The organism is Neolewinella litorea, assembly GCF_004803465.1.
Taxonomy (GTDB): Bacteria; Bacteroidota; Bacteroidia; order Chitinophagales; family Saprospiraceae; genus Neolewinella; species Neolewinella litorea.
In genome coordinates this window covers 581,208-607,862 of record NZ_SRSF01000002.1, presented here as the reverse complement: position 1 = coordinate 607,862, position 26,655 = coordinate 581,208, and the positions used below count along the sequence as shown (strand labels likewise).

Here is a 26,655-nt window from a genome sequence, read left to right as displayed (position 1 = left end):
GATAGAATAGAGTAGAGCCCGCGCTTCACGGGGCTGCCAGTTTTGAGCAATGGTCTGGACCTCGCTGAACTGGAGGGCCTCTCTGCGTTGACGATAGTTGTCTGGCGAGAACCCGGTCTGGATCGTCCAGCTATTGCCGGGTAAAAAAGAAAAGGCCCGCGACGTATCTCGTCACGGGCCTGCCAGTTTTGGGTAATTATTCAGCGGACCTCACTTCATCGACGGTAGTCAACCAGCGAGGGTCCGGTTAGTGCTAGTAATTCGGATCCTGGGTGATCGTCGGTTCTCCGTTGAGGATCGAGCGGTCGATGGCCTCGGTGGGGATGGGGTAGTACTGGTCCTGGGGTGCCTCGAAGGTTACGCCGCGGAGGTATACCCGATGCTCTTCCTCGCTGTCGAGGTAGGCGTTGAGTACTTCCGACTGTACGCCCCAGCGCTGCAGGTCGAAGAAGCGATGGCCTTCCATGGCGAACTCGAGGCGGGTTTCGAAGCGGACGGCCTGACGGGCCATGTCCTGATCGGTCCACGGCTCGTCGTAGGTGTCGACCTTATAGTTGGCAGCAACCTCGCCGTCAACGAAGCTGTACTCCTGGCGGCTGTTGGCCCCCTGGATCACCTTGGGAACAAAGTCTTCCGAGTTGCCGGCGCGCTCCCGGATCTGATTGACCAGTTCGCGGGCGCGTTCCAGGTTGCCCAATTCGACTTCCACTTCGGCCAGCCAGAGCAGGATCATACCGTAGCGCATGATACGGTAGTTGTTGGCCGAGAGGTTACCCCAGCCGGTGACTCCGAAGCCTTCCGGCTCGGCCACGTGCTTCATGGAAGAGAAGGGACCGGCGTAGGACAGGTCGCGGATGAAGTCGGTCTGGTGGATCTGGAAGTTTTTATACAGGATACCCGGGCGGCCCACGGTGTGGTCGAGTCGGGGATCAAGCGGGTCGGTGTACTCGGTTTCGTGGGTAACGTCTTCCGAGTCGAAGGTTTCCAGGAATGGTAATCCTTCGTCGTCCGTGCGGAAAGCGTTAACGAGGTTCTGCGAAGCCTGGTAGAAGCCACAGCAGCCCCAGGGAGCGATGTAGGGGTGCGCCAGACCGACACCCTGGGTGGCGGCATCACCGGTTGCACTGCTCACTGCGTACTGTACTTCCCAGATGGACTCTTCGTTGTTCCGGGTTTCCACCAGGAAGTTGTGGGAGAACTGGGGGGTGAGGCGGTAGCGACCGCTGTTGATGATCTCTTCGAGCAGGGGCTTGGCTTCCTGCAGTTTACCGATGACGGCATTGCCGCTGTCGTCCCAACCCTGGTACATCTTGGCTTTGGCGAGGAAGGCCTTGGCCGCCCAGCTGGTGGGCCGGCCTACTTGTGCCTGGTTGTCCGGCAGAACATCGGCGGCAGCCTTGAAATCCGCCTCGATTTCTTCCCAGATTTTGCCGTCATTAGGGACCTTGGTCGATTCTACGTCATTAATGTCGTACACGTCGTCACCGACGTAGATCGGGAAGCGCCACATCTTTTGGGCCTCGAAGTGAAAGATGCCGCGTAGGAACCGGGCCTCGGCGATGATTTGCGCGCGGCGTTCCTCGGTCAACCCTTCAACGTTGCGGGCAGTGGTGATAACGTCGTTGGTCCGGGCCACGCCTTTGTACACACCCCGCCACTTGTTGCGGATGTGGCCATTGAAAGAGTTAAACTCGTAGCGTTCAATAAAGGATTGCTCGGGCTGGTCGCCGGCATCGGTACCTTTCAGTGCATCGTCGGAGGCGATACCACCGAAAACCCAGTTGGTGATATCATTATTCCAGGGAGCCTGGCCATCGAGTCCCGTGCCATCAACCATGGCGTAGGCACCGATCAAGAGGCTTTCCACCCCTTCGGGAGTTTGGGTGGAGGCGGTACTGATCTGTCCCTGTGGCGTTCTTTCCAGAAACTCTTCGCTACAGTTCCATAAGACCGTGGCCAGCGCCAGCAGGGGAATTATTACGCGGAAGCTATTCATTTTTATTGCGTTTATATCGTGGGTTAGTTTGCTCAGGGCATTATTGAAAATGCCCGAACGAGAGGGGTAGACTTATTGGAAACTGATGTTCAGTCCGAAGAGCAGGGTTCTCGAAACCGGCATGTAGCCGCCGTCGAATCCTAGCGTCGTATCGGTGTTGGACTGAATTTCCGGGTTAAGGCCATTGTATTTGGTGATGGTGATCATGTTCTGTCCCTGCAGGTACACCTGGGCGTTCGAAAGACCGAGCCGCGAGCCCAGACTGCCCGGAAGGGTGTAAGTGAGCTGGATGTTGCGGATGCGGAAGAAGCTACCGTCCTCAATAAGGTAATCCGATACCTGGCTGCTGATCTGGTCGTTGGCGTCCATGATGGGTGAGGTGGCGCCGGGGTTGGCGGCAACCCACTGCTCACGGGGGGCGGTGGGGTTGGTAGGCTGCCAGGCATCGTACAGTGCCCGGCGCGAGCGGTTACCCTGGAAGGTGTTGAAGTCAGCGAAGAAGCGGGTGTAGTTAAAGACATCGTTGCCTTGCGACCCGTTACCGAAAACGTTCAGTTCGAAATTGCCGTATCCCAGGGTCAGGTTCACGCCGTAGGTGAAGTCCGGGTGGGGGTTGCCAATAATAGTACGGTCGGCGTCGGATATGACTCCGTCGTTGTTCACGTCTACGAAGCGGAACTTGCCGGGAGCGTTATAGCTGCCGTATTCCGGGTGGGCATCGGCCTCGGCCTGACTTTGGAAGATTCCGTCGGTCTGGAAGCCGAAGAAGGAGGAAATTGGGAAGCCGGCCTGGGTGACCGTCATGGAGGGTACGCGCGAACCGTAGCCGAAGATCCGGGCATCCGCATCGTTGAGGGCTACTACTTCATTGCGGTAGGTGGAGAAGTTGCCGCCGATGCTGTAGTAGAAGTTGTCCGATCCGCCGGTCCAGTTCAGTCCGAGGTCGATACCGCGGTTGGATACTTCACCTACGTTGAAGGCGGGGGGAGAAGCGTCTCCCGCACTGAAGGTGATGGGCACTTGTAGAAGAACGTCCGTGGTGCTGCGGGTCCAGAGGTCAAGTTCTACGTCGAGGCGGCTGTTGAACATGCTGCCGTCGAAACCGAGGTTGTTGGAGGTCGTGGTTTCCCACTGCGCCAGGGGGTTGCCAAAGCTGGAGGCATCGAAACCGATGACCGGGGAACTCGGGTTGCCGTCGATGGGGTAGCCGGCGTTGAAGATGTTGGAGCGGTAGGTGGTGAAGCCGTTGTAGTCGCCGATCTCCTGGTTACCCGTTTGTCCCCAACCGTACCGCAGTTTAAGGTCGCTGAAAACGCCGCTGAGTCCGTCGAAGAAGGGTTCGTCGGACACACGCCAACCCAGGCTCACGGAAGGGAAGAAGGCGGCGTTGTCGGCGGTGAGGAAGCGCGAAGACTGGTCGTAGCGGCCGATGACCTGGACCAGGTAGCGGTCGCGGAAGGAGTAGTTCGCCTGGGCGAAGACACTGAACAGCGAGAAATCCTTGAAGGTACCGCCACTGTTACTGGCCGTGGTCAGGTCACCAAGGTTCAGGTAGGAGATGATTGCGTTGTTTTCGGAGGGGAAGCGCTGGCGGCTGGCGTTGGAGAACTCTCCGAAGCCACTGATGGCCTCGATACCGGCCAGACCGGACACCTGATGCTCGGAAGAAAGCTCCTTGCTGTAGGCCAGGGTGTTGGTCCAGACCCATTCGTACTCGTACGAATCACCGATGCTAAGGCTGTTGATGAAGTTGCCCTCTACGTACTCGGGCTGGGGGCGACCGATGTTCCGGCTGCGGCTGGTATTGGCGTCCAGGCCAAAGCTCGTCTTCGCAGTCAGGTTCTCGATAAGGTCAAATTCCGCGTATACGTTACCGAAGGCTCGCAGGTTGTAGTTCCGGTCGTCTTGGTCCCGGGCCAGTACGGCGTAGGGGTTAAAGTTGTTGCCGAGGTTAGCCCCGCGACTGCCGGCGAAGTTGCCGGCGATGTCGTATACGGGCAGCAGGGGGTGGTGCTTGTAGGAGCCAGAGACGGCGTTCTGCTCGTTGTTGTTGCTGAAGCCGCCCTTGCGGTTGCCGAAGGATACGGTGAAGTTCTCCCCGATGCGCAGCCGGTCGCTGATGGCCGAGAACTGTGTATTGGCACGCAGCGACATGCGTTCGTAGGCCACGAAGCGGGTGATGGCTTCCTGGTCGAAGTAGTTCATGCTGAAGGCGTAGCGCGCGAATTCCGTGGCTCCGGTAGCGGAAATCTGGTGGTTCTGAATGGGGGCATTCGAGCGGGTCACTTCCCCCCACCAGTAGGTGTCGGCGGAGCGCGTGATGGCGTTGATGTTGCCCGGCGTTAGGGCGTATTCATCCTCGTTGGCCGTTTCGGCGCCACTGGGAAATACGTAGTTAGGGATGGATACCTCGCCGTTCGGACCGAAGTCGTACTGTCCGTGAGAAGGATCCTTGCCAGCGTATAGATCGGCCAGGTAAAGGTACCGACCCAGCTCCTCGGCGTTAAGTACTTCCACATCCTGGGCGGCGTTCTGCAGGCCGTAGTAGGTGTTGTAGGAGATGGTGGGCTTGCCTAATTTACCTTTCTTGGTAGTAATGATGACTACTCCGTTGGCGGCCCGTGAGCCGTAGATGGAGGCGGCTGAGGCGTCCTTGAGTACCTGCAGTGACTCGATATCGTTCGGGTTCAGGTTGTTCTGGTTACGGGTGGGTACGCCGTCGATCACATAGAGCGGACTGTTGTTCCCCACCGTTCCGTATCCCCGGATACGGATGGTCGCTTCCCCGCCGGGCGTAGCGTCGTTCACTACCGTCACTCCGGAAGCGCGACCCTGCAACTGTTGGGCAAAGGTGGTGGCGGGTACGGCCAGCAATTCTTCGGAATCCACGGTCGCAACGGCTCCGGTAATGTCGCGCTTGCTCTGGGCGGTATAGCCGGTGACCACCACTTCCTCCAGCAACTCCCCCGAGGTCATGGTCACGTCTATCACCGATTCGTTTCCGACGAGCACTTCCTGAGTCTGGTAGCCGGTGTAACTAAATACCAGGGTACTGGCCGGTTCGGCATTGATGGAATAATTGCCGTCCAAATCGGTAACAACCCCGGAAGTAGTGCCCTTGATCAATACGGAGGCACCAATGAGCGGATCACCGGTGTCTGCGTCGATTACCGTGCCGGTAACCTGGGCGGAGAGGAAATTGGCGCACAGCATGGAGACCACCAATAACAGGTAGGCTCCCGCCCCGCGGGGGAGTAGAATTCGCATGATCAGTTTGAGTTGAGTTGTTGAGAAGGTCTTGAATACTAAGTGGGTGATTCCTAACGAAAGTAACTAGTAATGGGGAAATGAAAAAATTAAATAAGAAGGATGGGGTGACTGGAAGAATAATGTATATACATCTTTATTCGGGGACTAGAACCTGGGTATCCGACAATCGGTTGCTGGTCATGAACATGCGGTCTGCGCGCAGAGGACTCTTTAATTCGTTGGCGAGAATACTTTTCTCCCGGGTCGGGGCGGCTGGACCACTTATACAAGGTCATAAGAGCAGGAAAACGGGTGGGGCCGTGTGCGCATAGCACCGACACATCAGGCAGGGAGGCCGGGCGTAGTTGCCGTGATTTAAATAGTCGGCTAAGCTTGGAGGGCCCCGTGATCTACCGGGGGCCGGTATTTCATTGACTCGGCCTGGAAGGGCTCGACAATTCAGGGCTACTGCGAGCGGCGGATCGCCCGCCACTGCCGCCGCAATTCCCGCAGTTCATCCAGGCGGCCGCGCTGATTGTAATAGCGGCGGCGGCCGAGGCGAAATTTGGTCTTGACCTCGCCGTTCTTTCCGGTGGTGTATACGAGGTATACTTTCCAACCGGAAAGGGCGTAGCCGGTGGTGTCGGGCGCGGAGGGAAGGAGGCCGCGTCCGATGTTGCGCAGGGGCAGGGAAATGAGCAAGTCCGGCCCGCGGGTGGGGTGGATGTCGCCTTCGAGGAAGACCTGAAAGCCGGTAGATTGCACCTCGATGCGCGGCAGGGTAACCAATCCACCGTCGACGCGGATCTCCCCTTCGAGGGGGGCAAAGTGGAGATGGCGAAAGCGGTGTTGCATCCGGGCCTTGCGACCGATCTGATTAAGCATGGGCCAATCGGCCAGTTCCGCGTCGGTAAGGCGGTAGCGGAGGTGGCCGTAGGTGCTGTCCATGACCACCTTGCCATCGGTCTCGTCGACCAGACCGTGGATGGAGCCGTCCATGGTGAGTTTCCCGCGCAAGAGTCCAATGTCGTCGGGCAAGGAAACTTCCATCATTCGCAACTGCTCGACCAGGTGCTGCAGGGCCAGGGTGTCGGTAGTCCAGTGCGCGGTGAAGGGTGAGCGGAGCTTATCGTCGAGACTGTAGCTGGCGTCAAATTCGAAGCGGCCGTCGTCGAGGGAGAAGCCCGACCGTTCCAGCCGCAGTTCGGTGGAGTCAACCAGACGCAGCCCAGAGTGAAGGCCCAGGAGCGGGGTGGTCTCCCCGGCCCAGAAGGTGTCTACGCGAAGACTGAGATCGGGGCGAAAGGCCCGGAAGATGCCCCCGGTAGCCGAAAGGAGGGTTTGGGGGTCGAAGTCGGAAGCTGATGTGGTGTCCTCGTTGTCGGACTGCACGAAGTCGCGCAGGTCCGCCCAGTGGAGGGTGGCGGCGGTGGCGTCGGCCCGGACGCGGAAGGTTTCGCCGGCGGTGGGCAGGACGAAGGCGGGAAGGTTGGTCAGTTCACCGCGCAGTTCCACGGCCCGGCGGGTGGAATCGGTGAGCAGGTCCATGCGGTAGGTGGCATTGCCGCCTTCTACGTCGACCGAAAAGTGCTCCACGGGTACGAAGACGTCGGAGGGCCGGTAGGAGATCCGGCTGCTGTCGATCCGCAGTTGCAGTTCGCCATCCCGCAGTACGCTACGTAGGTCAGTGGGGTTGCCGTCGATGCACAGGTCGATGCTGAACCTTCCGGTGCCGAAAAAGAAGTCGCGGGAGCCGAAGAGAACATTCACGATCTGGGGGTCGCCACCGAGGCGCAGGTGGCTGGATAGTCCGCCCGGACCGGGAGTATAGGCGAGGCTACCGGAGAAAAGGTTGTTGCGACCGTCGTCGAAGCGGAATTCCCCGGTGTTGGTCCCGGGCCGGATGCCGAGGGAGTCTTCGATGATGCCGGCGTGGGAAAAGGAAATACTCAGGTCGTCGGGCAGGGAATCGAGTCCGCCCGGTACCTGCACGCCGAAATACGTCAGCGCGGGCCGCATGCGGTTGAGGTCGAGGTGCTCAGCCTGGGCGGCCAGGCGGAAGGGGGTTTCCCGGGCGCGGGAGAGATCGAGGCGCGCCCCGAAGGCGAGGTCGCTGTCGGCCCAGTCGAAGGTGGTGCGCTCCAGCACAAGGGTGTCGCCGAAGAACCGCAGGCCGGTAGCAAAGTCGGTGACCGAAAGCACGTCGTAATAGGCTACGGTATCGAAGCGCGCTTCAATGCTGGGGTGGAAGGACCGCTGCAGGCCGGTCAGGGCCGTCTTCATGGCGCGCACCTGATCGGTGGTACTGGCCGCCGGCGGAGCGGAGGCGCTGGTGTCGGCGGCGAAATATCCGCTTTGTCCGAAGAACCCGAGGAAGTCGGTCCAGTCGATCCGCGGCGCCAGCAGGGCGACGTCGGTAGTAATGGCCGCCCCGGGCTGGTCGATCAGCAGCGGGGTAAGGTTGTTGATGTTGCCGAACAGGCGGAAGGAAAACCCGGTGGGCATGGGACTGCTCGCCAGGCGAAAACTGACATCGCCCTTCTCCTTGGTAACGGTAATAGTCTCGAAGGGAAAGGCTACGTCGGCGGGACGGTAGACCACGTCCAGGTTCCGAAAGTGCAGCCGCCCCTCGCTGGTGGAGGCGATTTCCTCGAAAGAAAGCAGGGAAGCGTTGATCTCGGTGGTCAGGCTGAAACGCCCGCGGTTAAAGAAGAAATCGCGGTTCTGCAACCAGTCGCTCACGACCCGTGCCGGACCCGTAATGTGGAGCGGGGCGTGAAGGCGCGCGTCGCCGCCGAAGACGGCCACCAGGGCGTGCGGACTTGAGATACGGGCACCGAGGTACGTAGCGTAGAGGCTGTCGAGGTCCACCCGCATGTTCTTGCGGCTGTTGGGGATGCCGCCTAGCCGCTCTTCCAGGCGGTTGACGAGCTTGCCGCGGGTAAAGACGTCTGAAAAGGTATACTCCTTGACCCGCACCCGCTGCCCCTTCAGCGTAAAGTCGACCGTTACCTCCGGATCGCTGCCCCGCTGGAGGGTGGTAGCGATATCGACGTGCACCGGAAACCGACCGGTGACGTGGTATTCGGATAGTTTTTCACGCAGCTTGTCGTTGAGGAGCGGGTGAGTAAGGTCGAAGTCGGCCGCCTCGTTGGCGATGGAGATGTGGCTCAACTCCCCGGGGGTGCGGGCGATGGTGGCTCCGATGGTGAAGTCCTGCGTACCGATACGCAGCGGGGTGGGGGGGAAGGTCCAGGCCCTTGGGCCAAAGCTGGCAGCGATGGTCCCGCTCAGCGGTGCGTCGGTGAGGTAGGCTCCCTTTTCGGTGTTAAAGGCCAGGGCGCGTACCTGGGTGGCCAGTTGGGTAGTCAGTTCGACGGTACCGGAGTCGGTGCGAATGGCCCGCGTACGGAGGGAATCGACGCAGAGTTCGATGTGTTTGTTGCGTGGCGGGTTCAGGTAGGTGACGTCGATATCGGTGAGTCCTACGCGTACCCCATCCCAGGCCAACTGGGGGGGATCCCCAAGGGCACGGTTTTCGGGCGGTTCGGGTTGGTCCGCTTCGTTGAGCAAAGTTCCGGCATTGAATTGACCCGCGGAGTCGCTGGCCAGGTACAGCGCCCCATGGTAGAGGTCAAGACGCCGCAGGCTGAGGGTATCGCTGAATAGGGAGGCTAGGGAGAATTCCGCCTCCAGCCGATCGAGGCGCAGCAGGGCGGGGGCGTCCGGGGTGCCCACGGTGTCGCGTACGACGAGGCTATCGATGGAAAGGGACACGAGGGGAAAGGTAGACCAGGCCGTCAGGTCGACCTGGCGGAACACGATATCCAGACCCGCGGGGTAGGCGATTTGCCGCAGAAATTTTTCGTCGTTACTGCGCAGGTAGTCGTCCAGGTAAATACCCAGGCCGGCCAGGACCAATATCGTCAGGCCCAGGAATACCAGCAGCCCGCGAATCAGAATTTTAATCATAGCTTGCGCTTACGCAGGGATACAAACGCGGCCTTGGGGTTCGCCGGCATATCCGCCATTTGATCAAACCCTGCGGCCCCGCTAACAGTTCGGCCGCCGGGCAGTGAGTCCGGTGCGTCAGTTGCCCTTCCGGTCAAAAATATTATCTTGTTTCACAAGGTGACTTTTTTGCCTCTTACCCATTAACTAGTATACTATGTCCGATGAGGCCCTGTTAACGGCCTTGCAGGAGTCGGGAGATGACGCAGGTATTCACGTCATTTACCGAAAGTACCGTGAACCCTGCGTGCGTTTCCTTTTGGGACGGGTCATACCTCCGGAGGAAACCAACCGACACGAACTGGCCGTGGAACTTTTCACGGAATCCTTGATCATCCTGGTCGAGAACGTCCGCTCCGGTCGCCTGACCGTGCTGACGGCCCGCCTGGACACGTACTTGAACGCGGTGGCGCGTAATCTGTACCGCAAGATGAAACGCCGCAAGCGCGAAATTTGCTGGGAACCGGACGAACTGCCCGAACCCCTGGTGGAGCCTGTCTCGGAGGCGGAAGCGGAAGAAATTCGGCGCGAGGTGCACCAGAAAATGCGAGAGCTGGGGCCACGGTGCCGACAGTTGCTGGCGTACTTTTACTTTCTCCACCTCGATTGGGCAACTATTGCCGAATTACTGGGGTATAAGAATGCAGCGTCAGCCAAGACGAATAAATCAAAGTGTATGGTACGACTCCGTGCCCTCTACGGTGTTAGCCCTCCAACAAAATCCAAATGATCCTCCCAGCTGATTTACCGGATGACTGGGCAGCAGAAATAGAGGCATATTACGCAGGCGAGTTGTCGCCGGAAAGCGAACGCGACTTACGCGACCGTCTGAACGGCGATCCCGCGCTTGCCGCCGCCGCCGCCCAGCACGAAGCCCTCTACCGCCGCGGGTTGCAACCCGAACGGCCCACGCTCGTGGAACGCGAGCGGCTGCGGGAAAGCCTGCGCAGCCTCGAGCGGGAACTCCCGCCCGTTGCCGTCAAAGCCAACGAACCGCCCCGCCGGATGCGCCTGTGGCTGGCGATCGCCGCCAGCCTTCTATTGCCCGTACTACTGTGGCTCTTTCTGGCCCGCCCGGATCCCAACGCCGGCCTGATGGCCGACCATTTCTTCTGGCTGCCGCGGCAGGATGCCCTGTTGGGGCCGGATGAAGAGCGGGACGGACGCACGCTTTACGACGTGCGGGATTACGAAGCAGCCTACCCAAGCCTGCGCGATAGCGTCGCCGCCGGGAGCCTTGACAGCGTCAACCTGCTTTATGCGGGCGTGGCAGCCATCGGCAGCGGGCACCCCGCCGAAGCCCGTGAGATGCTGACGAACCTGCTCGACACTGGCCGGTACCCGCTGGAAGAAGACGCTATCCGGTATTATCTCGCCTTGGCCGAATTAATGTTGGGCCAAGACACCGCCGCCGAAGCACAATTACGCGCCATGACCGGCCAGGACCCCGAACTCTCGGTACGGGCCGACCGGCTGCTGCAAAAACTACGCGAGGGGGAAGGAGAATCCTGATCTCGTGGTCCATAAAAATGTGGGTTTCGCGGGTAACTTCCCTGTATTTTAGGGAATAGAGGAGAAGACACTTTTCAGACACTTTTCCTAATACCCGTCGGCCAATTACCCTGGCCGGCGGGCTTTTTTATCCTGCCAATACCCACACACCATGAAAAACACTTTACCCACCCTGCTATTCCTTTCCCTGTTCACCTCCTGGCTGCCGGCGCAATCCTACATTTTCACCACCGCTCAGGAAGAATATACCGAGCTCACGGGCGGTGACCTCATCAGCGGAGATTCCATCTGGGATGACCCCGACTTCCGCGTGCCGCTCGGCTTCACCTTCCCCCTTTTTGGTGCCCCTCTGGATACCCTCTACTTCAATGCCGAGGAGGGCCTTGGCGGTGACCTCACAACCGAGTATACAGACCCGGATGGCAATTACACCGATTCTTCCCACCACTTGCTTTACGCTTACATTACTGATCTGGCGGACCGCGGACTGGCCCACCTGGATTCCGCCGAATCGCCCATCACCTACCATATCACCGGGACCGGGCCCAACCGCATCGGGATACTGCAGTGGAAGAACGCCGGATTTTACGACGAGATCGCGGAGGATGATGAGTCAGACTACTTCGTGAACTTCCAGCTTTGGCTGTACGAGGGCTCAGGACGAATCGAGGTGCATTACGGACCGAGTTCACAGGAGGTGCTGGACGGTGAGGCCGGCACCCAGCCGGGTTTCGCGCTGTTCAAGAATTTTTATTTCCCGACGGACGATGATACGCTGGGCTTCGACGAAGGATATTTCCTGCGGGGCCCGGCCGATGATCCGGAGTTCGTCAGTTTCGACCAACTGGGCGAAGACGAACTACCCTTGCTCGACAACGGTCCCGAACCGGGTATGGTCTTCATTTTCAGTGTCTCGGAAACCACCGCCCTTCCCGCCACCGACGCCGTGGCCGCGGCGTTCGAGATATACCCCAATCCGGCCACCGAGGGCTTCCACATTGCCATGGCCCCGACCTTTACCGATCGCGTCGATCGACTCGAGGTCTTTGATCTGTCGGGCCGCCTTCTGACCACCTACGCCGGTATTCCCACGGAAGTTAAACTGGCCGCTTTCCGGTCGGGTATCTACCACGTCCGCCTGACTACCGATTCAGGCAGTTCCGCTCACGCGCGATTGATAAAGCGTTAAGGATCAGGGATTTGATTTCCGAGTCAAAGCGTGATCGTCACGTTTCGACCATTAATCGTGCGAGGCCCCCCGGCTACCGGCCCTGAATCGCTATATTAGCTGGCCCCGGCAGTAGGTAACGGCAAGTGTTGCCCTACCTATCGCCGTCGGCACCCGCACCCAGCAAATCATTCCGGTACCTGGTTCGCGCATCATGCGCGTACCTCACCCGGGTATTCCCTTTTTCACTCACTTTACGTAATCACACACCATGAAAGCTTGCCTTATCTTTCTGTTCGCCCTGCTGGGGCTGAACGCTACCTCCGCTGCCCAGTGCCAACAGGAAAGCATCCGCTCCCAGATCAATAACGTGACCGCACAAATGACGGATATCGGCTATGAGATGGTCTACCTTACCCGTTGCGGCTCACTCGGGGAGGGAGAAAGCGAAATCCACGACGTAGAGCTCTACGGTGGAGTGCCCTACAAGATATTCGCGGTTTGCGATGGCGACTGCCCCGACCTGGACCTTCAGCTCTACGACGGCAAAGGCAAGCTGGTCGCCGACGATACCCTCGACGACTATACCCCGATCGTGGACGTCAACCCGGACGCCGAGGCGACCTACCACGCCAAGGTGATCATGTACGACTGCGATGTCGAGCCCTGCTACTACGCCATTCGGGTGGTAGCGGAGTAACCACGCCATTCCGCCTGCCCGCTATCCGTGGATCTTGGCGGCGCGGACTCCCCGGCCGGGACCTCCATCCGCCGGGTAAAGCCAATGTTGCGACGGACGATCGCGGTAGGGGCGCGCGGTGTTTCCCATGGCACCCGCGCCCCGCCGCCCCGAACCCTGAAGCGGGCGATGCGTACTGTACGGGTAAAAGAGAAAGCATGACAAAGATCGCGTCGACCCGGTTGCGGCACCAGATTTACTTTTGGGGGCACCTGTCCAAGGGGCTCGTCTACCTTACGGTGGGCGGACTCGCCCTGGCCACCGTGGTCGGGCAGGCCCGGGGCGGCCCCGAAGGTCCGCAGCAGATCGTCCGCTACCTACAGAACGAGCCCGGCGGTACGGTCATCCTGATCGCCCTGGCCATCGGGCTCTTTGCCTACTGCGCCTGGCGGTGGTACAAGGCCATTACCGACGAAAGCAACGAAGGGACCGACGGCGAGGGACTTCTGCAACGCTCGGCCTTCGCCATGAGCGGTACCCTCTACGGACTACTCGGCGTGTACAGCCTCACTCTGGTGACCGGCGGCAGCGGGGCAGAAGGCAATAAGCAGGCCCTGCTGGTGGAGCTGATGCAGAAACCATTTGGCATCGTCGTGGTGGGCCTCCTGGCGCTTTCGGCCCTTTACGCGGCCTACCTGCAGTTTGACCGGGCGTACAACGAGACCTTCATGGAAGAGCTGGATACGGGGCAGATGAAGGAGAAAGAACGGCGCACCTACCGCTGGATGGGCAAGGTGGGCTACGGCTCGCGGGTGATCGTCTACCTCATCTTGGCTTACTTCCTGGTGCAGGTGGTGCTGGCACAGGACCCAGGCCAATACAAGGGTTTGGGTGGTGTACTCCAGCTCATCAGTCGGGGCGCGGGCAGTGTCTTTCTGGCGATCATCGCGGTGGGGCTCCTGCTGTACGGCGCCTTCGTACTGGTCAAGGCCAGGTACCGGGAACTCAGCTAGGCGCACCACTTTGGGCGGCGGAGCGCAGGTGCTGCGAACGTACTAAAAGGCGAAGCCCGGGAACTCCGCGCCGGTAATCCGCCACTCATCGTCTTCCAGCAGAAACTCCATCACGCCCGGTCCCTCGAAGGTTTCCGGTGCCCCGCCGGCCCGGCGAACGACCTCGTAGGCCACCAGATAGAATTTTATGGCCTGGCGGTCGCTGGGTGGTTCCACGTGTGGGCCGTCGGTTACCACTTCGAAGGCCAGGGGCGTGATGGAAGTGTATTCCTTCCGCCACTTCCGCAGGTGTTCCAGGGCACGCTGCCTGGGTACCACGCGGTTGTCTAAGCGCATTTCCCTGGCCAGGAGGTCCGCCGGAAAAGTATGGTCGAGGTCAAAGAGCGCCAGCAGGAACGACTCGGTGAGGGCCTCCAGCGGGTCGAAGTTGGCCAGGAACACCTCGTGGAAGGGGACCATCCGCTTGGTGCCGGGGGGCGGCGGGACGATCTCGTGGTTCAGGAGCATGTTGTACAGGTACTCGTAGAAGTTGATGTCGTCGAGTTCGGCGGCCTCGGCCTCCTGGACCAGAATGCGCTGGGCCCGCAGTGCTTCGGTGAGGCGGCTGATCTCGCGGCGGGCCATGGACAGGCCGGTAATTTCCCGAGGCGGTACGAGCTTAATGTCGCCGATCAGGTCGCCGATGCGGACGGTCGGGGCACCGGAGTGTTGCTGTTCCAGTTCCCGGATCTGTTGCTGAAATGCTTCGAGCATTTCCAGGGGCAAGTCGTCGGATATCATGGTCTGGCTGCCCATTTCGGCGTCGAACAGGGCGGTTTTGAGTTGTCTTTCGTACTGTTCCTCTTCGCTCGGCGGGGCGGGGCGGGCATCGCGGTCGAGGTGAAAGACGCGGCGAAAGCGGTCGGTGACAACTACCGTAGCGGGCTGGGGTGGGTTGTACCTTTCCCTGGTGACTTCCACGAATCCATAGTAGGCCAGGTAGCGTTCGAAGAGTCGGGTCTCCGTGGCGCGGTCCAGCAGGGTGCCGGGATAGTCTTCGTTAAGCATGGGAAACGCCCGCCGCAGCCGGGAGGAGTAATCGGTGATGGGGCGCTTCGTTTCGCCCAGCACCAGCAACAGAAAAGTGAGGTAGGGTGCGAAATGCTGGAGCATGGAGGTGTCGGGGTACATGTCCCACCATCCGAGGTTGAAGCCGGTGAAGTGGGCTACGAACATTTCGCGGAAGAAATCAGCGGGCGGGAGCCGGAGCGCCTTTTTACCCTTGGCCGTTATGGACAGGCGGTTCTGCCGTTTCTTGATCCACCTGAGTTGGAGCAGCAGGTGCTTGACCGTCTGCATGGGCAGGTAGTCGTCTTCGCCGGTCAGTTTCGTGATGCCACGCTCGATGGCGTAGTCCGGCAAGCGGCCGGTAGCGTAGTAGTCCTTCACCAGCTTGCCGGGCAGGTTGCCCTTGGCCGTAAGTTTGATTTCTCCTTTGGCCAGGTCATTCAGCAGGTCGGTGGCGAAGCGCGGCAGCGGCAGCTCGGCTAACGTGGCGGCGTCGAGGTCGTCGCGCACTTTCACCAGGCTACCCGGCCCCAGGAAAAAGTACAGAAGTTGACGCATCTGGCTGGACGAGAGGCCCTCAAAATCGTCCCGGGGTTCCTCATTCAGTCCCCGTATGCTACTGTCGAGTCGTGGCATGATCGAGTGTTGAGTGGTGTGCAAGATAAAGGCCGGAGGCCTACCGGCAACGGGGAAAGATAACGGCTACATCCTAAGTCAACGCCCCCGACTTGCTACAAAATGGGCGGTTGGGTTAAGGGTCGTAACGGGTGATCACTGCCCGGCAACCACCGTACCTTGGTTCTCCAAACGCCCCTTGCTCATGCGCACCGCCGCCCCGCTGCTCCTGTTGTTGTGTTGCCTTTTTGCCTGCGAGAACGCCGAAACGATCCCCGATGATGACCCGGTTACCGCGGTCCGGCCCGCAGTCGATCCCCTGAAGTGGGAACCGTATACCCTAGAGGACTCGGCGGCCCTGCGCCCCCGCGGGCCGTACTACACCTACCGATTGTCTACCCTGCGCGCGACCGACGGCGACCCCACGCTCCGGCGCATGATTAATGATACCCTGGCGGCCTACGTCCTGGGAGAACCCCTGGCCGTGGGCGCCTCACTGGAAGAGGTGCTGCCCAGCGAGCAGGCACGCCGCTTCAGCGACTACCAGCAACAGGAACTGGAGGAAGAATGGCTGCAAGAAGCCCCCAGTGCCTTCACCATGGCGGAAGACCATGAAACGGAAGTGGTCTTCCAAAACGACAGTCTGGTCGTTCTGGCCCACCATTACTACATCTACTCCGGCGGTGCCCACGGCAATTTCGTGACGACCCTGCTCCCTTTCGCGACCACCCCGCCCCGGCGACTTGCCTTCTCTGACCTGTTCAGGGAAGGGAGCGAGCCGCACCTGCGGCGCCTGCTTACGGAACGGGGGGATTCGCTTACGGAAGGTATGCTGTACGTGGATTCAGTGCCGGTGACGGATAACCTGGCACCACTGCCGGACGGGGTGCGGTTCGTGTACGAACCTTACGCTATCGCGCCATATGCGGCGGGGGAGGTGGTCATTGAGCTGACTTACGGGGAAGTGGAGGAGTGGCTGCGGCCTGGGGTAGCGGGGTTGGTGGAGTAGGTGGGGGGCGCGCGGTCGGAGACCGCGTCTTGCTTTCGCGGCCTGAGGCCGCGTTTTGCTTTCGCGGTCTGAGACCGCGTTTTACTGTCGCGGCCTGAGGCCGCATTCTGCTTTCGCGGCCTGAGGCCGCATTTTACTGTCGCGGCCTGAGGCCGCATTTTACTGGGTGAACACGGGGGTGGGTATGGGGCTTCTGACGTTGATGCGCATACTTCGTCTTTTCTTGCTTTTGGTGGTCGGGGGACTTACTGCCTGTTCCGGGGGGCCGGATATCAACGTATTTCCGGTCAGCCAGGACGTGGAGCTCGGCCGGCAGGCGATGGCGGAAATTTTGCAGGACCCCGCTGCCTTTCCCGTGCTGGATCCGGACACCCACCGGGAAGCCTACGCGTACGTGCAGGGCATGGTCGACGAGATCGTGGACCTCGGCGGTGTGCCCCACGCGGATGTGTTTCCTTACCGGGTTTACCTCATCGACCGGCCGGTGAATAATGCCTTTGCGGCGCCGGGCGGCTACCTGTTCGTGTTTACCGGCCTGATCCGTTCCCTGACTGGCCCTGACCAGCTTGCCGGGGTGCTGGCCCACGAAATCGCCCACGCCGCCGAGCGGCACTCGACCCAGCAGGCTACCAAGCGGTTCGGACTGGCGGCCCTGCAACGGCTGCTGACCGGCGGCGACAACTCCGGAATTCTGGCGCAGCTCGCCAACCAGTTGATCAACCTGGGGTTCAGCCGAGCAGACGAAGCGGAGGCCGACGCCCGTTCGGTTGATTACCTCTGCGCCACGCCCTACGCCACCAATGGCGCGGCCGGCTTCTTCGAGCAGGTGGAACGCCGGGGCCAGGTGACCGAATTCTTAAGCACCCATCCCAATCCCCAGAACCGTATCCAGAAGATCAACGCCCGCGCCGCCGACCTCGACTGCGCCGCGAAACGGGAAGATCCGGCGGCCTTCCAGCGCTTCGTGGGGCAGCTGTAGCGCGGGTGGTTCAGAAACGACAGACGGGTGATCCGTTACTGCCAGGTTCGACGAAATACATGCCGACCAGACCGATGTTCCTAGCTTCCACCTGTCCGCGAAAGGTGCAGGCAAAGTGGTCCTGAATGTAGTTGAATGTCGCTTCGGATACGTTGATGCGCCCCGGGGCGCTGTTGACCTCCATGCGGGAGGCTAGGTTGACGGTTTCGCCCCAGATGTCGTAGGCGAACTTGTTTTTGCCCACCACGCCGGCCACTACCGGTCCGGTATGGATGCCGATGCGCATTTGCCAGCAGTTGCCCCGGCTATCGGGCGGAAACTGGGCGACGCATTCGAGAATCTTCTGGGCCGCGACTACAATCTGGACCGCGTGGCCGTCATCCGGGTTCGGGATACCCCCGGCGGCCATGTAGGCGTCGCCGATGGTCTTGATCTTTTCGAGACTATGTGTGCTGACGATATCGTCGATGCAGTTGAAGATGTCGTCGAGGCGGTCCACCAGTTCGCGGGCGGGCAGACCGCGCGTCAGGCTGGAAAACTGGACGATATCCATGAACATGACCGAGACGGAGCGGAAGAAGCGCGGCTCGGCGTACCCCCGTTCCTTGAGTTCGGCGGCAATGTCGTTGGGTAGGATGCTGAGGAGCAGGTGGTCGGATTTTTCCCGCTCGATCTCCACCAGCCGTAGGGTTTCGTGGAGTTGCCGGGTGCGCTCCTCCACCCGCTCTTCCAGAATTTCCTTCTGCTGGGCTACCAGGGCGTGGGCGGTCTGGGCGGCGTGCAGCGCTTCCCGCTGGGCCTGGATGCGGTCGCGCTTGTAGGTATTGATGCGGTCGGCCAGGGCGAAGGAGAGCAGGGTCACCTCGAGGGCGGAACCGATCTGCAGGGAATTCAGGTGGGGGCTCACGGGAAGTACGTTGAGCGATTCCAGCATGGCCGCCACGAAGCCCAGGATCAGTACGCCCCAGGCGATCAGGTAATATTTGGCCGGGGAGAATCCCCGCCGGTACAATACCACACCGAGGACGAACAGGAACAGGGCCAGCAGCAAAATTCCCGCCTGGGAGAGCATCAACGCCAGCAAGGGTACCTGTACGACGACGAGGATAATGATGAGGCCGCCCAGGCCAAGGAAAAAACGGGAAAGCCGGTGAAACCGGGGCGCGTTGGTGAGGGTAGAGAGAAATTCCCGCGAAAAGAGCACGGCGGAGATGATGGTGAGTCCGGCAGTAGCGACCGCGTAGCGGTTCAGCTGCGGGAAATTGGGCCAGAAGTACTGGAACAGGTACTGGAAAACGAAACTCATGAAGAGGGTAATGCTCAGCAGGTAGAAGCCGTAGTAGAGGTAGACCCTCTCCCGCAGCGATACGTAGATCAGGAAGTTGTAGAGGAAGATCAGCAGCATGAAACCGAAGTAGACCCCCTGCAGGAAATCCTGGGTGTGGAGGTCCTCAAAGTAAGCCTTGGGCGTACCCGTGCGCAGGGAGAAGAAGAGGGGCTGATCGGAGCGGACGCTCAGGTAATAGGTGCGGGTTTCCTCCACCCGCTGGTCGAGCAGCAGGAGAAAACTCGGCACCTGCAGGTCGCGCTCCGCGAAGGGAAGATCGTCGCCCGTGCGGCGCAGGAGGCGGGGGCCCGATTCGCCGATCTGGTACAGTTCGATCCGGTCGAGGAAAGCGGAGCTCAGGTGCAGGTAGAAAGGCAGGGGAGAAACCTTGCGCACGGTGAAGCGCAGCCAGACAATATCGGAGGTGGCTGCGAAATTGGGGGCCGCCTGGTTGAGGCGGTGGAAGGCACCGGAACTGTCCAGGGCGATCACCTCCTCTATGGACAGTTCGTCCGGCGTGCGGAAAAAAGCGGTGTACGTGCCCACGGTCTGCACGCCGTCGGCGGCGTCCAATACGATCACGGGCTGGGTGCTGCCGGAGGCGGCGGTAACCAGTAACAGGGTAAGCAGAACAAGCCGTACCACCGGAGCCTGATGCATATCCAAAGGTGGAGGTCCAAACCACGACGAAAGGGGCCGGAGGCGGGGTGTCTCCTTTACTGAAAATTACGTCTTTTTTTCGCTAATATCCCGGCCCGCCCGTAGTTTTGTAAAGGCCTCTGCGTCAGTTTGGTAGGGGCGCATAAACAGCCCCTCACACTATGCCACCACTAGTCGCTGGCCCGCTCGTGGAAATCGAGCGGGAAGTACGGTCCTGGGTGCAATCCTTACAGGACTCGCCGTCGGAACGGTACGCTTCCCGGCAGCAGTTTTACGCTAAGTACGGCCACCGAAACGGTGGGCTGTCCAGCCTCGGAAACTCCGAACTGGCCTTCATGCGCTGGCAGGAACGGGCCGTACTACGCCCCCTCAATAGTAAGCCCCCGGGCAGCGCCTGGTGGAGCGCCGTGAACCTGCACTACATCTATTCCTGCGAACTTGCCGTGCGGGCCGCCGACAGAATGGTGGACCCCACACTACTGCCCACGCCCGCTCAACTATGGCACGAGTACCTGAACCGGCCCGACGACACCACCTGGTACCGTGCTCACAACTGTAGCATCATCGACGGATACCTGACCTACACCGCGCTCGCGAAGAAGGAGCGCCCGCCGGAACGCATCTTTCTGAATGTCGTCCTGTACCGCCTGCTCTTTGCCCAGGCCATGGTGGAGGAGGCGCCGTTCGCCTTCGGGGACCTGGGGCGGATCTTCGCCTCGCCCGGGGGGGCAGCGGTGGACTTACTTACCCAGTTTGAGGCCTTCTACCCGCGTACGTACCCCCTCTCGGACCGTGACATTCGCCATGTTCTGGGCCACTGCCACTGCGGCGAGTCGCTCGGCGTGCAGCTGTTCGACAATGTGTTGATCATGCCGGAGCTCGATCGCCTGTACCGCCTCGCCGCCGACTGGAATCGACAGCCCCGCCTGGTGGAACTCATCCGCAATGGGCAGCCCGTCTATCCCACCGGCCGATTGCCCCGGCGCGCCACCCCCTGTTGGGTTAAGCTGCTCGGCACCTTGCGCGGGATATTCACCCGCTTACCCGCGCCGCCACCCGCGCCCAACACCGTCTGATCGCCATGCCCAAACAGATCGCCATTCTTGGCGGAGGACTCGCCTCCCTGGCCGCGGCCCACGAACTGACCGACTACCCCCGCTGGTCGGAGCACTACGAAGTGACCGTCTACCAACCGGGATGGCGATTGGGCGGCAAGACCGCCACCGGGCGGGGCGACCACGGGCGCATCGAAGAACACGGCATCCATATCCTGCAGGGCTGGTACGATACCACCTTCAGGCTCTTCCGGGACGTGTACGCCGAACGCACCCGGCGGGCACTGGATCCGGACAGCCCCCTGCAGGAATTGTTCCGTGACGGACTGGACCGCAACGACACCACCCTCCTGACGACGGAGGAACGGTCAGACCACTGGAGTTGCTGGCCCCTCATCTTTCCCCGTACCGCAGAACTGCCGGGTACCTCCGGGCCGCTGCCACCCTGGGCGCTGATCCGCAAGGGCATGGCCCTGCTGCTGGAGTTCGTCATGGGCAGCCCCTACGGCAAAGACGTCAACCCGATCGAGCGCCTGATCCTGGCGCACTTCTTTCCCTACTTCGGACTGCCCGCCAGGGGGTGGCGCGGCTGGTTGGCCGGGGCGGTCGGAGTTCTGGTGAGCCAGCAACAACGCAAACTACCCCCCAGGTACCAAAACCTGCAGGAGGCTTTCCACACCGCCCACGCCCGGGCTATGGATAGTGAGTACGCCCACCACCGCCGCCTGCTGCGGCAGATCGGCAATTTCCTGGAACAGAGCGACGACCTGCTGTACGCCGGCCTGAGCAAACACCCACGGCTGGAACGCATCGTCCTCTTTCTCACCTTTGGCTACTACCTGCTCAAGGGGGTGCTCGACGACGTATACGAAGAGAAGACTGAAACCTTCCACTTCGAGGCCATCGACCGGTACGATTTCCGGGAATGGCTGCGTCGGCAGGGTGCGCCGGACTACCTGTTGGAGAGCGTCGTGGTACGGTTCTTCTACACCGGCACCTTTTCCAACCTGGTCAACGACCGGGGCGGTGCCCTGGCGGCCGGCTCGGCCCTGCAGTTCCTGATCCAGTCGATCGGTTACAAGGGCAGTTTCGTATTCCAGATGCGTTACGGCACGGGCGATACCCTGGTGATGCCACTCTATCAGGTATTGAAGGCGCGCGGCGTCAAGTTTGAATTTTTCCACCGCGTCGAGCAGGTCTACCACTCCCCCGCGGGGCGCATCGAGCGCATCGACGTACTCCGCCAGGTCGATCTCACGGCGGCCGAGTACGACCCGGCGGTGGTGCTGCCCGACGGCGTCCGGGCCTGGCCCAGTACCCCGCGCTACGAACAACTTGACCCCACCCAAGCCAATCGGCTGCGCACGGAGGGGGTCGACCTGGAAGATCCGTGGGCCGACTGGCCCGGGGCGGGCACCCGGACCCTCACCCTGGGCGAGGACTTCGACGAGGTAATCCTCGGCATTCCGGTAGGCTGCCTGACCACCGTGTGCTCGAGCATCATCGACAACCGCCCCGAATGGCGTCGAATGGTGGAGGCGGTCGCCACTACGCCCACGCAGTCGGCCCAGATCTGGACAAAGCCCAACCTGCGCAAACTCGGGTTCAAATTGTACGATTGGGGGTTGCCGCCAAGCGGGGGAGCACCCAACGTGGTGGTGTACGAAGACCCGCTCTACTCGTGGCTCGACAGCACCCTCGTCCTTCCCCACGAACAGTGGCCGAATGACAATCGGCCCGGTTTCGTGGCCTACTTCACCGGTCCGTATCCGCTGGCTACTCCGCTTCCTCCCTATTCGGACCACGGCTTTCCGGCTCGGGAACTTGCCCGTCTGCGGGCTTCCTTCCGCCAGTACCTCGACCGCTATATGGCCTACTTCTGGCCGGATGCCTATTCGCCCAATGCCACCTTCGACGGACGACTGCTTTACAGTCCGCAGGCGTCGGCCTCGCCGGAAGAACGGTTCGCCTACCAGTACGTGCGGCTGAACGTACGACCCACTGACCAGTACACGCTCTCCCTGCCCGACACCGCGCGCCACCGGCTGCGGCCCGATGGCAGCGGCTACGGTAACCTTTATCTCTGCGGCGACTGGACCGATTTCGGTCTGAACGTAGGGTACATAGACGGGGCTATTCAATCCGGTCTGCAGGCCGCCCAGGCGCTCAGGCGGGCTTACGGTGCGACCCGTTATAAGGACATCTGGTCCCCGCTGCGCCGCACGCCCGGAGTACCCGTCGGCTAGCCGCTGAATCGGAAAAAATTATGATCCGGCCTCCAACGCTTTTCCGGTCGCCTGCGTCCTGTTCATGGTGAAACCAAATGCGCGAATTGCCATGACAAAGTTCACTGTATTGCCCCTGTTTTTGCTCGCCTTCCTGTTGTTTTCCTGCGAGAAGGACGAAGCCCTTACCCTTGACTGCGGTCCCGATATCAGGATCGTGGGGTCGGTGGAGGGTTTAGCTTCCGACCACTACAACCTGGAGTCGGCCCACGTAGACGGTCGCTGCCTGACGGTGGAGATCGGTGCCAGCGGCTGTACGTCAGAATTCTGGAAACTGGACCTGGTGACGACGGGCGACGTAGCGGAAAGCAATCCCACCCAGTCTTCGGCCCGGCTCATCTTTGACGACAATGTAGACGAATTTACCTGCCAGGCCTACCTGACGCGGGAATTCTCGTTCGACCTCTCTCCCTACCTCTCGGAGGAGGACCTGCCCTCCGAGCTTTCCCTGATCGGCACGGATACCACCCTGCTGGTTGAATAAGCGACCCCTGCGAAAGTATGGTCCGGCGTGCCGGATCGTCGATCAAACCGGGGTAGACCAACCCACCCGGGTCCGGATCGTCGAGCAAGTACGCCGGATGGTAGATCGGTGCCCCGCGGCCTCCCCGCGGGGCCTTCTTTTGTGTGCCTAATCCCACCCAGATGAAGACTCGTTTGTATCCCCGCTTTATATTTCTTTTCAGCCTGTTGCTAACCGGCGTCGCTTTAGCCGCCCTTCCCGTGGGCGCGGACGCCGGTGCAACGGCTTTTTCCCTGCGCGGTAAAGCGTGGTTGCCCGCGGCGGGCTCCATCACCGGCACGGTCACCGATGCCAACGACGGAAGCCCGGTGGCCTACGCTACCGTGAGCCTGTACACGGCGGCGGCGGAGCTGGTAAACGGTACGCTCACCGACGAAGCCGGTCGCTTCACGGTTACCGACGTGGCCGACGGCACCTACCGCGTGGAGATCACCTTTCTGGGATACGAAAAAATATCCGTGCCCGACGTCACGGTAGCCGGCGGCAAGGCCACCGCCATCGGCAACGTCACCCTCGGCGCTTCCGCCGAACTGCTGGAGGAAGTCACCGTCACCGGCCAGCGCGCCCTGATCGAGGAGAAGGTGGACCGCCTGGTCTACAACGCCGAGCAGGACCAACTGAGCAAGGGGGGAGACGCCAGCGACGTACTGCGGCGGGTACCCCTGCTGCAAGTCGACCTGGAGGGCAACGTGAGCCTGCGGGGCAACAGCAACATCCGCGTACTGATCAACAACAAACCCTCCACCATCATCGCCAGCAGCGTGGCCGACGCCATGAAGATGATTCCCGCCGACCAGATCAAGAGCGTGGAGGTCATCACCAGCCCCTCCGCCAAGTACGACGCCGAGGGAAGCGGGGGCATCATCAATATCATCACCAAGAAGAACAGCCTGGCCGGATACTTCCTCAACGTGGATACGGGTGTCGGACTGCGGGGGTCCAACCTCGGCCTGAACGGCAGCTACCGCAAGGGCAAGTTCGGCCTCACCCTGGGTGGCTTCGGCCGCGCCTTCTACAACGACGCCGAAACCTCCCTGCTGCAGCAGTTTACCGACAGCCGCAGCGAGCAGTTCGGACAGGCCAGCGACAACGGGATGTTCGGTCGGTATAACTTGGGACTGGACTACGACATCACCGACCGGCAGTTCCTCTCCGGGGGCATCCGCTTCGGACTGCGCAACTTCAACCGCGACCAACTGCAGACCACCAGCGTGTACGCTAACGAGCAACCCCTGTCCACCTTCCTGCGCGACATTGAGAGCGAGCGCACCGGCAACAGCATCGACCTGAACCTCGACTACCTCTTCGTCATCAAGCCCGGCCGCGAACTCAGCGTCTCCACCCTCTACAGCACTACGGACGAGAACACCAACTTCGTATCCTCCAACCTCGACGGACGGGAGACCGTGCTGAGCCGCCTGCAAAACCTCAATAACAGCAACAACGAGGAGATCACCCTCCAGACCGACTACATCCACCCCATCGGGGAAACCCAGATCGTTGAGGCCGGCGCCAAGGGTATCCTGCGGCAGGTCAACAGCGACTTCCGCTACCTGAGTGCCGAAGGGCAGGACCCCTTCTCCGCCGACGGACTACGCCCGGCCGGGCAGCTGGACTACGGACAGGACATCGTGGCCGCCTATGGTGCCTACACCCTGTCATTGCCCGGTGAAATGACCGTCAAGGCCGGGCTCCGCTACGAGCAGACCCGCATCCAGGCCACCCAGAACCTGGAAACGATCGAGATCCCCGACTACGCCAACCTGGTGCCCAGCCTGAACCTCTCCAAGCGGGTAGGGGAGTCCACCACTGTAAAGGCAGCCTACAGCCGGCGCATACAGCGGCCCTGGCTGCGGCAGCTGAACCCCAACGTCAACCTGGAAAACACCCAGAACATCGAGGTGGGTAACCCCCTGCTGCGCCCGGAGCTGACCGACAACTACGAACTCGGCTACAGCAGCATGGTGGGCAAGACCTACCTCAACCTCTCCCTCTTCGGGCGCAATACCTCCAACGCCATAAATGAGGTCCGCACGCCGATCGACAGCCTGGAGGGCACCCTGCTCACGACCTACGAGAACATCGGCAAAGAGCAGGCGGTAGGCATCAACGCCTTCCTGAACCTCTATCTGACAAACCGCTGGACGGTCAACGGCGGCTTCGACGTCGACTACGCCCGCCTGGAAGGCCAGGTAACCGGGGCCGACGGCATCTCCGTCACCCAGACCAACGCCGGCCTTAACTACGGCGGCAGGTTGATGAGCCAGCTGAAGCTGAACCACGGCTGGAGCGCGCAGGCCTTCACCTTCATGCGGGGCCGGCGGGTACAACTGCAGGGCTCGCGCGGCGGCTTCGGTATGTACGCCCTGGGCGTGAGCAAGGAATTTAACGAAGGACGGGGCACCATAGGCCTGTCGGCCGAGAACTTTGCCGGTCGCGGCTGGACGCTGCGTAGTGAACTGGAAACGCCCAACTTCACCCAGGTCCGGGAAGACCTCCTCCTCAACCGCAACATCAAGCTGACCTTCAGCTACAAGTTCGGCGAACTGGAAGCCGACCGCGCCCGCCGCAAAACCCGCGGCGTCAGCAACGACGACCTTATGGGTGGCGGCGACGACAACGGCGGCGGCGGTGCCGCCGCCGCACCCACGCAGACGCGCCGCGCCGCCGCCCGCCGCTCGGCCGCCCCGGCCCCCACTAAGTCGGACAAGAAGAAGAATGAGTAGCCCCTCGCGGTGCTCTACGACCTATGCTTTTGAAGTTTGAGTTGAGATTACTTTTGTGAAGCGGGCTCGCCCCTCGATACCACCACTGTGGTGAACCGGGGGGCGCCGCTTCTTTTTTTTGGGGACCCACCCCGCCGGCCGCCCCGGTCGGAAGCCGGCACCCGCGACCGCGCCCACATCCCGTTTCGGTATGTAGGAAGCTTTGCTATCTTTCACGGTATGCAACGCTATGTAGACCAACTGACCGAAGACCTGCGCACCGCGGCCCACCAACGCCGCGAGCGCCCCCGACCACTGGCCGATCAATACTTTGTCAATGAGGAAGAGCGGCAACGCGCCGAACTGATCCGCCACTTCTCGGACGTGGAGCGCTACGTTTCCGGAGCCAGCAACTCCAATATGTACGTTGCCCTGGGGTTCGCACCCGAGGTGTTCCCTCCGGCCGAGCGGCTGACCGACGCGCAACTCGAAGCGCTCGTCCGCGACCTGCTGGACCTCTGGGCCGCCCACCGCACCCTGGCCGATGCACCCGAAGGCGTGCCGCCCCGCCTACTGTACCCCCAACTGCTGCGGCTGATGTACGAAGACTACTTCGATCCCGGCGACTCGGGCTACCACCACCTGGAATTCTGCGAATACGAACCGGCCCGCTGCCCCTGGCCGGAAGGCCTCTGCGGCTGCCGGATCGACCTGGAAAATTTCGGCGCGGCGGGGGAATAGGCGGTTGCCCGGAGTCAAATTCGCCCCGATCCAGGGGTTACCCTAGTTGGCTAACACCATTAATCAGATGAATCGGCCGCC

Annotated in this window: 17 protein-coding genes; 12 read left to right on the top strand and 5 right to left on the bottom strand. The window is 61.1% G+C overall.

The window, feature by feature from the left end; all coding sequences use genetic code 11:
* Positions 1-253: 253 nt before the first annotated feature.
* The 3 genes from E4021_RS08225 to E4021_RS08215 form a co-directional block, all read right to left on the bottom strand.
* Entirely contained in the window at positions 254-1,996 is a 1,743-nt protein-coding gene (locus tag E4021_RS08225; protein WP_136458227.1) for a RagB/SusD family nutrient uptake outer membrane protein, read from the bottom strand.
* 72 nt (positions 1,997-2,068) lie between these two features.
* Positions 2,069-5,263 carry a SusC/RagA family TonB-linked outer membrane protein gene (locus E4021_RS08220; RefSeq protein WP_136458225.1) on the bottom strand — a complete coding sequence of 1,065 codons (3,195 nt, stop codon included), beginning with the start codon at positions 5,261-5,263 and terminating at the stop codon, positions 2,069-2,071.
* A gap of 447 nt (positions 5,264-5,710) precedes the next feature.
* Positions 5,711-9,217 carry an AsmA family protein gene (locus tag E4021_RS08215; protein ID WP_136458223.1) on the bottom strand — a complete coding sequence of 1,169 codons (3,507 nt, stop codon included), beginning with the start codon at positions 9,215-9,217 and terminating at the stop codon, positions 5,711-5,713.
* Positions 9,218-9,413: 196 nt separating this feature from the next.
* Here E4021_RS08215 and E4021_RS08210 point away from each other — a divergent pair, with 196 nt between their 5' ends.
* The 5 genes from E4021_RS08210 (at position 9,414) to E4021_RS08190 (ending at position 13,628) form a co-directional block, all read left to right on the top strand.
* Positions 9,414-9,986 (top strand): RNA polymerase sigma factor, encoded by a 573-nt coding sequence (locus tag E4021_RS08210; protein ID WP_136458221.1) that lies wholly within the window; start codon positions 9,414-9,416, stop codon positions 9,984-9,986.
* Positions 9,983-10,768 carry a tetratricopeptide repeat protein gene (locus E4021_RS08205; protein WP_136458219.1) on the top strand — a complete coding sequence of 262 codons (786 nt, stop codon included), beginning with the start codon at positions 9,983-9,985 and terminating at the stop codon, positions 10,766-10,768. Before E4021_RS08210 ends, E4021_RS08205 begins: the two co-directional genes overlap by 4 nt.
* Before the next feature lie 151 nt (positions 10,769-10,919).
* Positions 10,920-11,957: a T9SS type A sorting domain-containing protein gene (locus E4021_RS08200; protein ID WP_136458217.1), complete on the top strand. Its 1,038-nt coding sequence runs from the start codon at positions 10,920-10,922 to the stop codon at positions 11,955-11,957.
* Positions 11,958-12,207: 250 nt separating this feature from the next.
* Positions 12,208-12,636, top strand: a complete 429-nt coding sequence (locus E4021_RS08195) for a hypothetical protein (RefSeq protein ID WP_136458215.1) — start codon at positions 12,208-12,210, stop codon at positions 12,634-12,636.
* Between the two features lie 197 nt (positions 12,637-12,833).
* Positions 12,834-13,628, top strand: coding sequence for a DUF1206 domain-containing protein (locus E4021_RS08190; protein ID WP_136458213.1), 795 nt, complete (start codon positions 12,834-12,836; stop codon positions 13,626-13,628).
* Positions 13,629-13,670: 42 nt separating this feature from the next.
* Here the strand turns inward: E4021_RS08190 and E4021_RS08185 are convergent, their stop codons facing one another.
* On the bottom strand, positions 13,671-15,311 hold the full coding sequence (locus tag E4021_RS08185) for a hypothetical protein (protein WP_136458211.1): 1,641 nt from the start codon (positions 15,309-15,311) through the stop codon (positions 13,671-13,673).
* A 184-nt stretch (positions 15,312-15,495) separates the two neighbouring features.
* Here E4021_RS08185 and E4021_RS08180 point away from each other — a divergent pair, with 184 nt between their 5' ends.
* On the top strand, positions 15,496-16,299 hold the full coding sequence (locus E4021_RS08180; protein ID WP_136458209.1) for a DUF3298 and DUF4163 domain-containing protein: 804 nt from the start codon (positions 15,496-15,498) through the stop codon (positions 16,297-16,299).
* A gap of 202 nt (positions 16,300-16,501) precedes the next feature.
* Positions 16,502-17,278, top strand: coding sequence for a M48 family metalloprotease (locus E4021_RS08175; RefSeq protein WP_136458207.1), 777 nt, complete (start codon positions 16,502-16,504; stop codon positions 17,276-17,278).
* Positions 17,279-17,288: 10 nt separating this feature from the next.
* Here E4021_RS08175 and E4021_RS08170 read toward each other — a convergent pair whose 3' ends face one another.
* Positions 17,289-19,265 carry a 7TM diverse intracellular signaling domain-containing protein gene (locus E4021_RS08170; protein ID WP_136458205.1) on the bottom strand — a complete coding sequence of 659 codons (1,977 nt, stop codon included), beginning with the start codon at positions 19,263-19,265 and terminating at the stop codon, positions 17,289-17,291.
* 161 nt (positions 19,266-19,426) lie between these two features.
* Here E4021_RS08170 and E4021_RS08165 point away from each other — a divergent pair, with 161 nt between their 5' ends.
* From E4021_RS08165 to E4021_RS08145, 5 genes are all read left to right on the top strand, one after another.
* The gene (locus tag E4021_RS08165; RefSeq protein WP_136458203.1) at positions 19,427-20,341 is read left to right on the top strand and encodes a hypothetical protein; all 915 of its coding nucleotides are present in this window, start codon (positions 19,427-19,429) and stop codon (positions 20,339-20,341) included.
* A gap of 5 nt (positions 20,342-20,346) precedes the next feature.
* Positions 20,347-22,566 carry an FAD-dependent oxidoreductase gene (locus E4021_RS08160; RefSeq protein WP_136458201.1) on the top strand — a complete coding sequence of 740 codons (2,220 nt, stop codon included), beginning with the start codon at positions 20,347-20,349 and terminating at the stop codon, positions 22,564-22,566.
* Between the two features lie 91 nt (positions 22,567-22,657).
* A complete protein-coding gene (locus E4021_RS08155; protein ID WP_136458199.1) occupies positions 22,658-23,089 on the top strand; it encodes a hypothetical protein in 432 nt (143 codons plus the stop codon).
* A gap of 161 nt (positions 23,090-23,250) precedes the next feature.
* On the top strand, positions 23,251-25,854 hold the full coding sequence (locus E4021_RS08150) for a TonB-dependent receptor domain-containing protein (RefSeq protein ID WP_136458197.1): 2,604 nt from the start codon (positions 23,251-23,253) through the stop codon (positions 25,852-25,854).
* A gap of 219 nt (positions 25,855-26,073) precedes the next feature.
* Positions 26,074-26,574, top strand: a complete 501-nt coding sequence (locus tag E4021_RS08145) for a hypothetical protein (protein WP_136458195.1) — start codon at positions 26,074-26,076, stop codon at positions 26,572-26,574.
* Positions 26,575-26,655 lie beyond the last annotated feature (81 nt).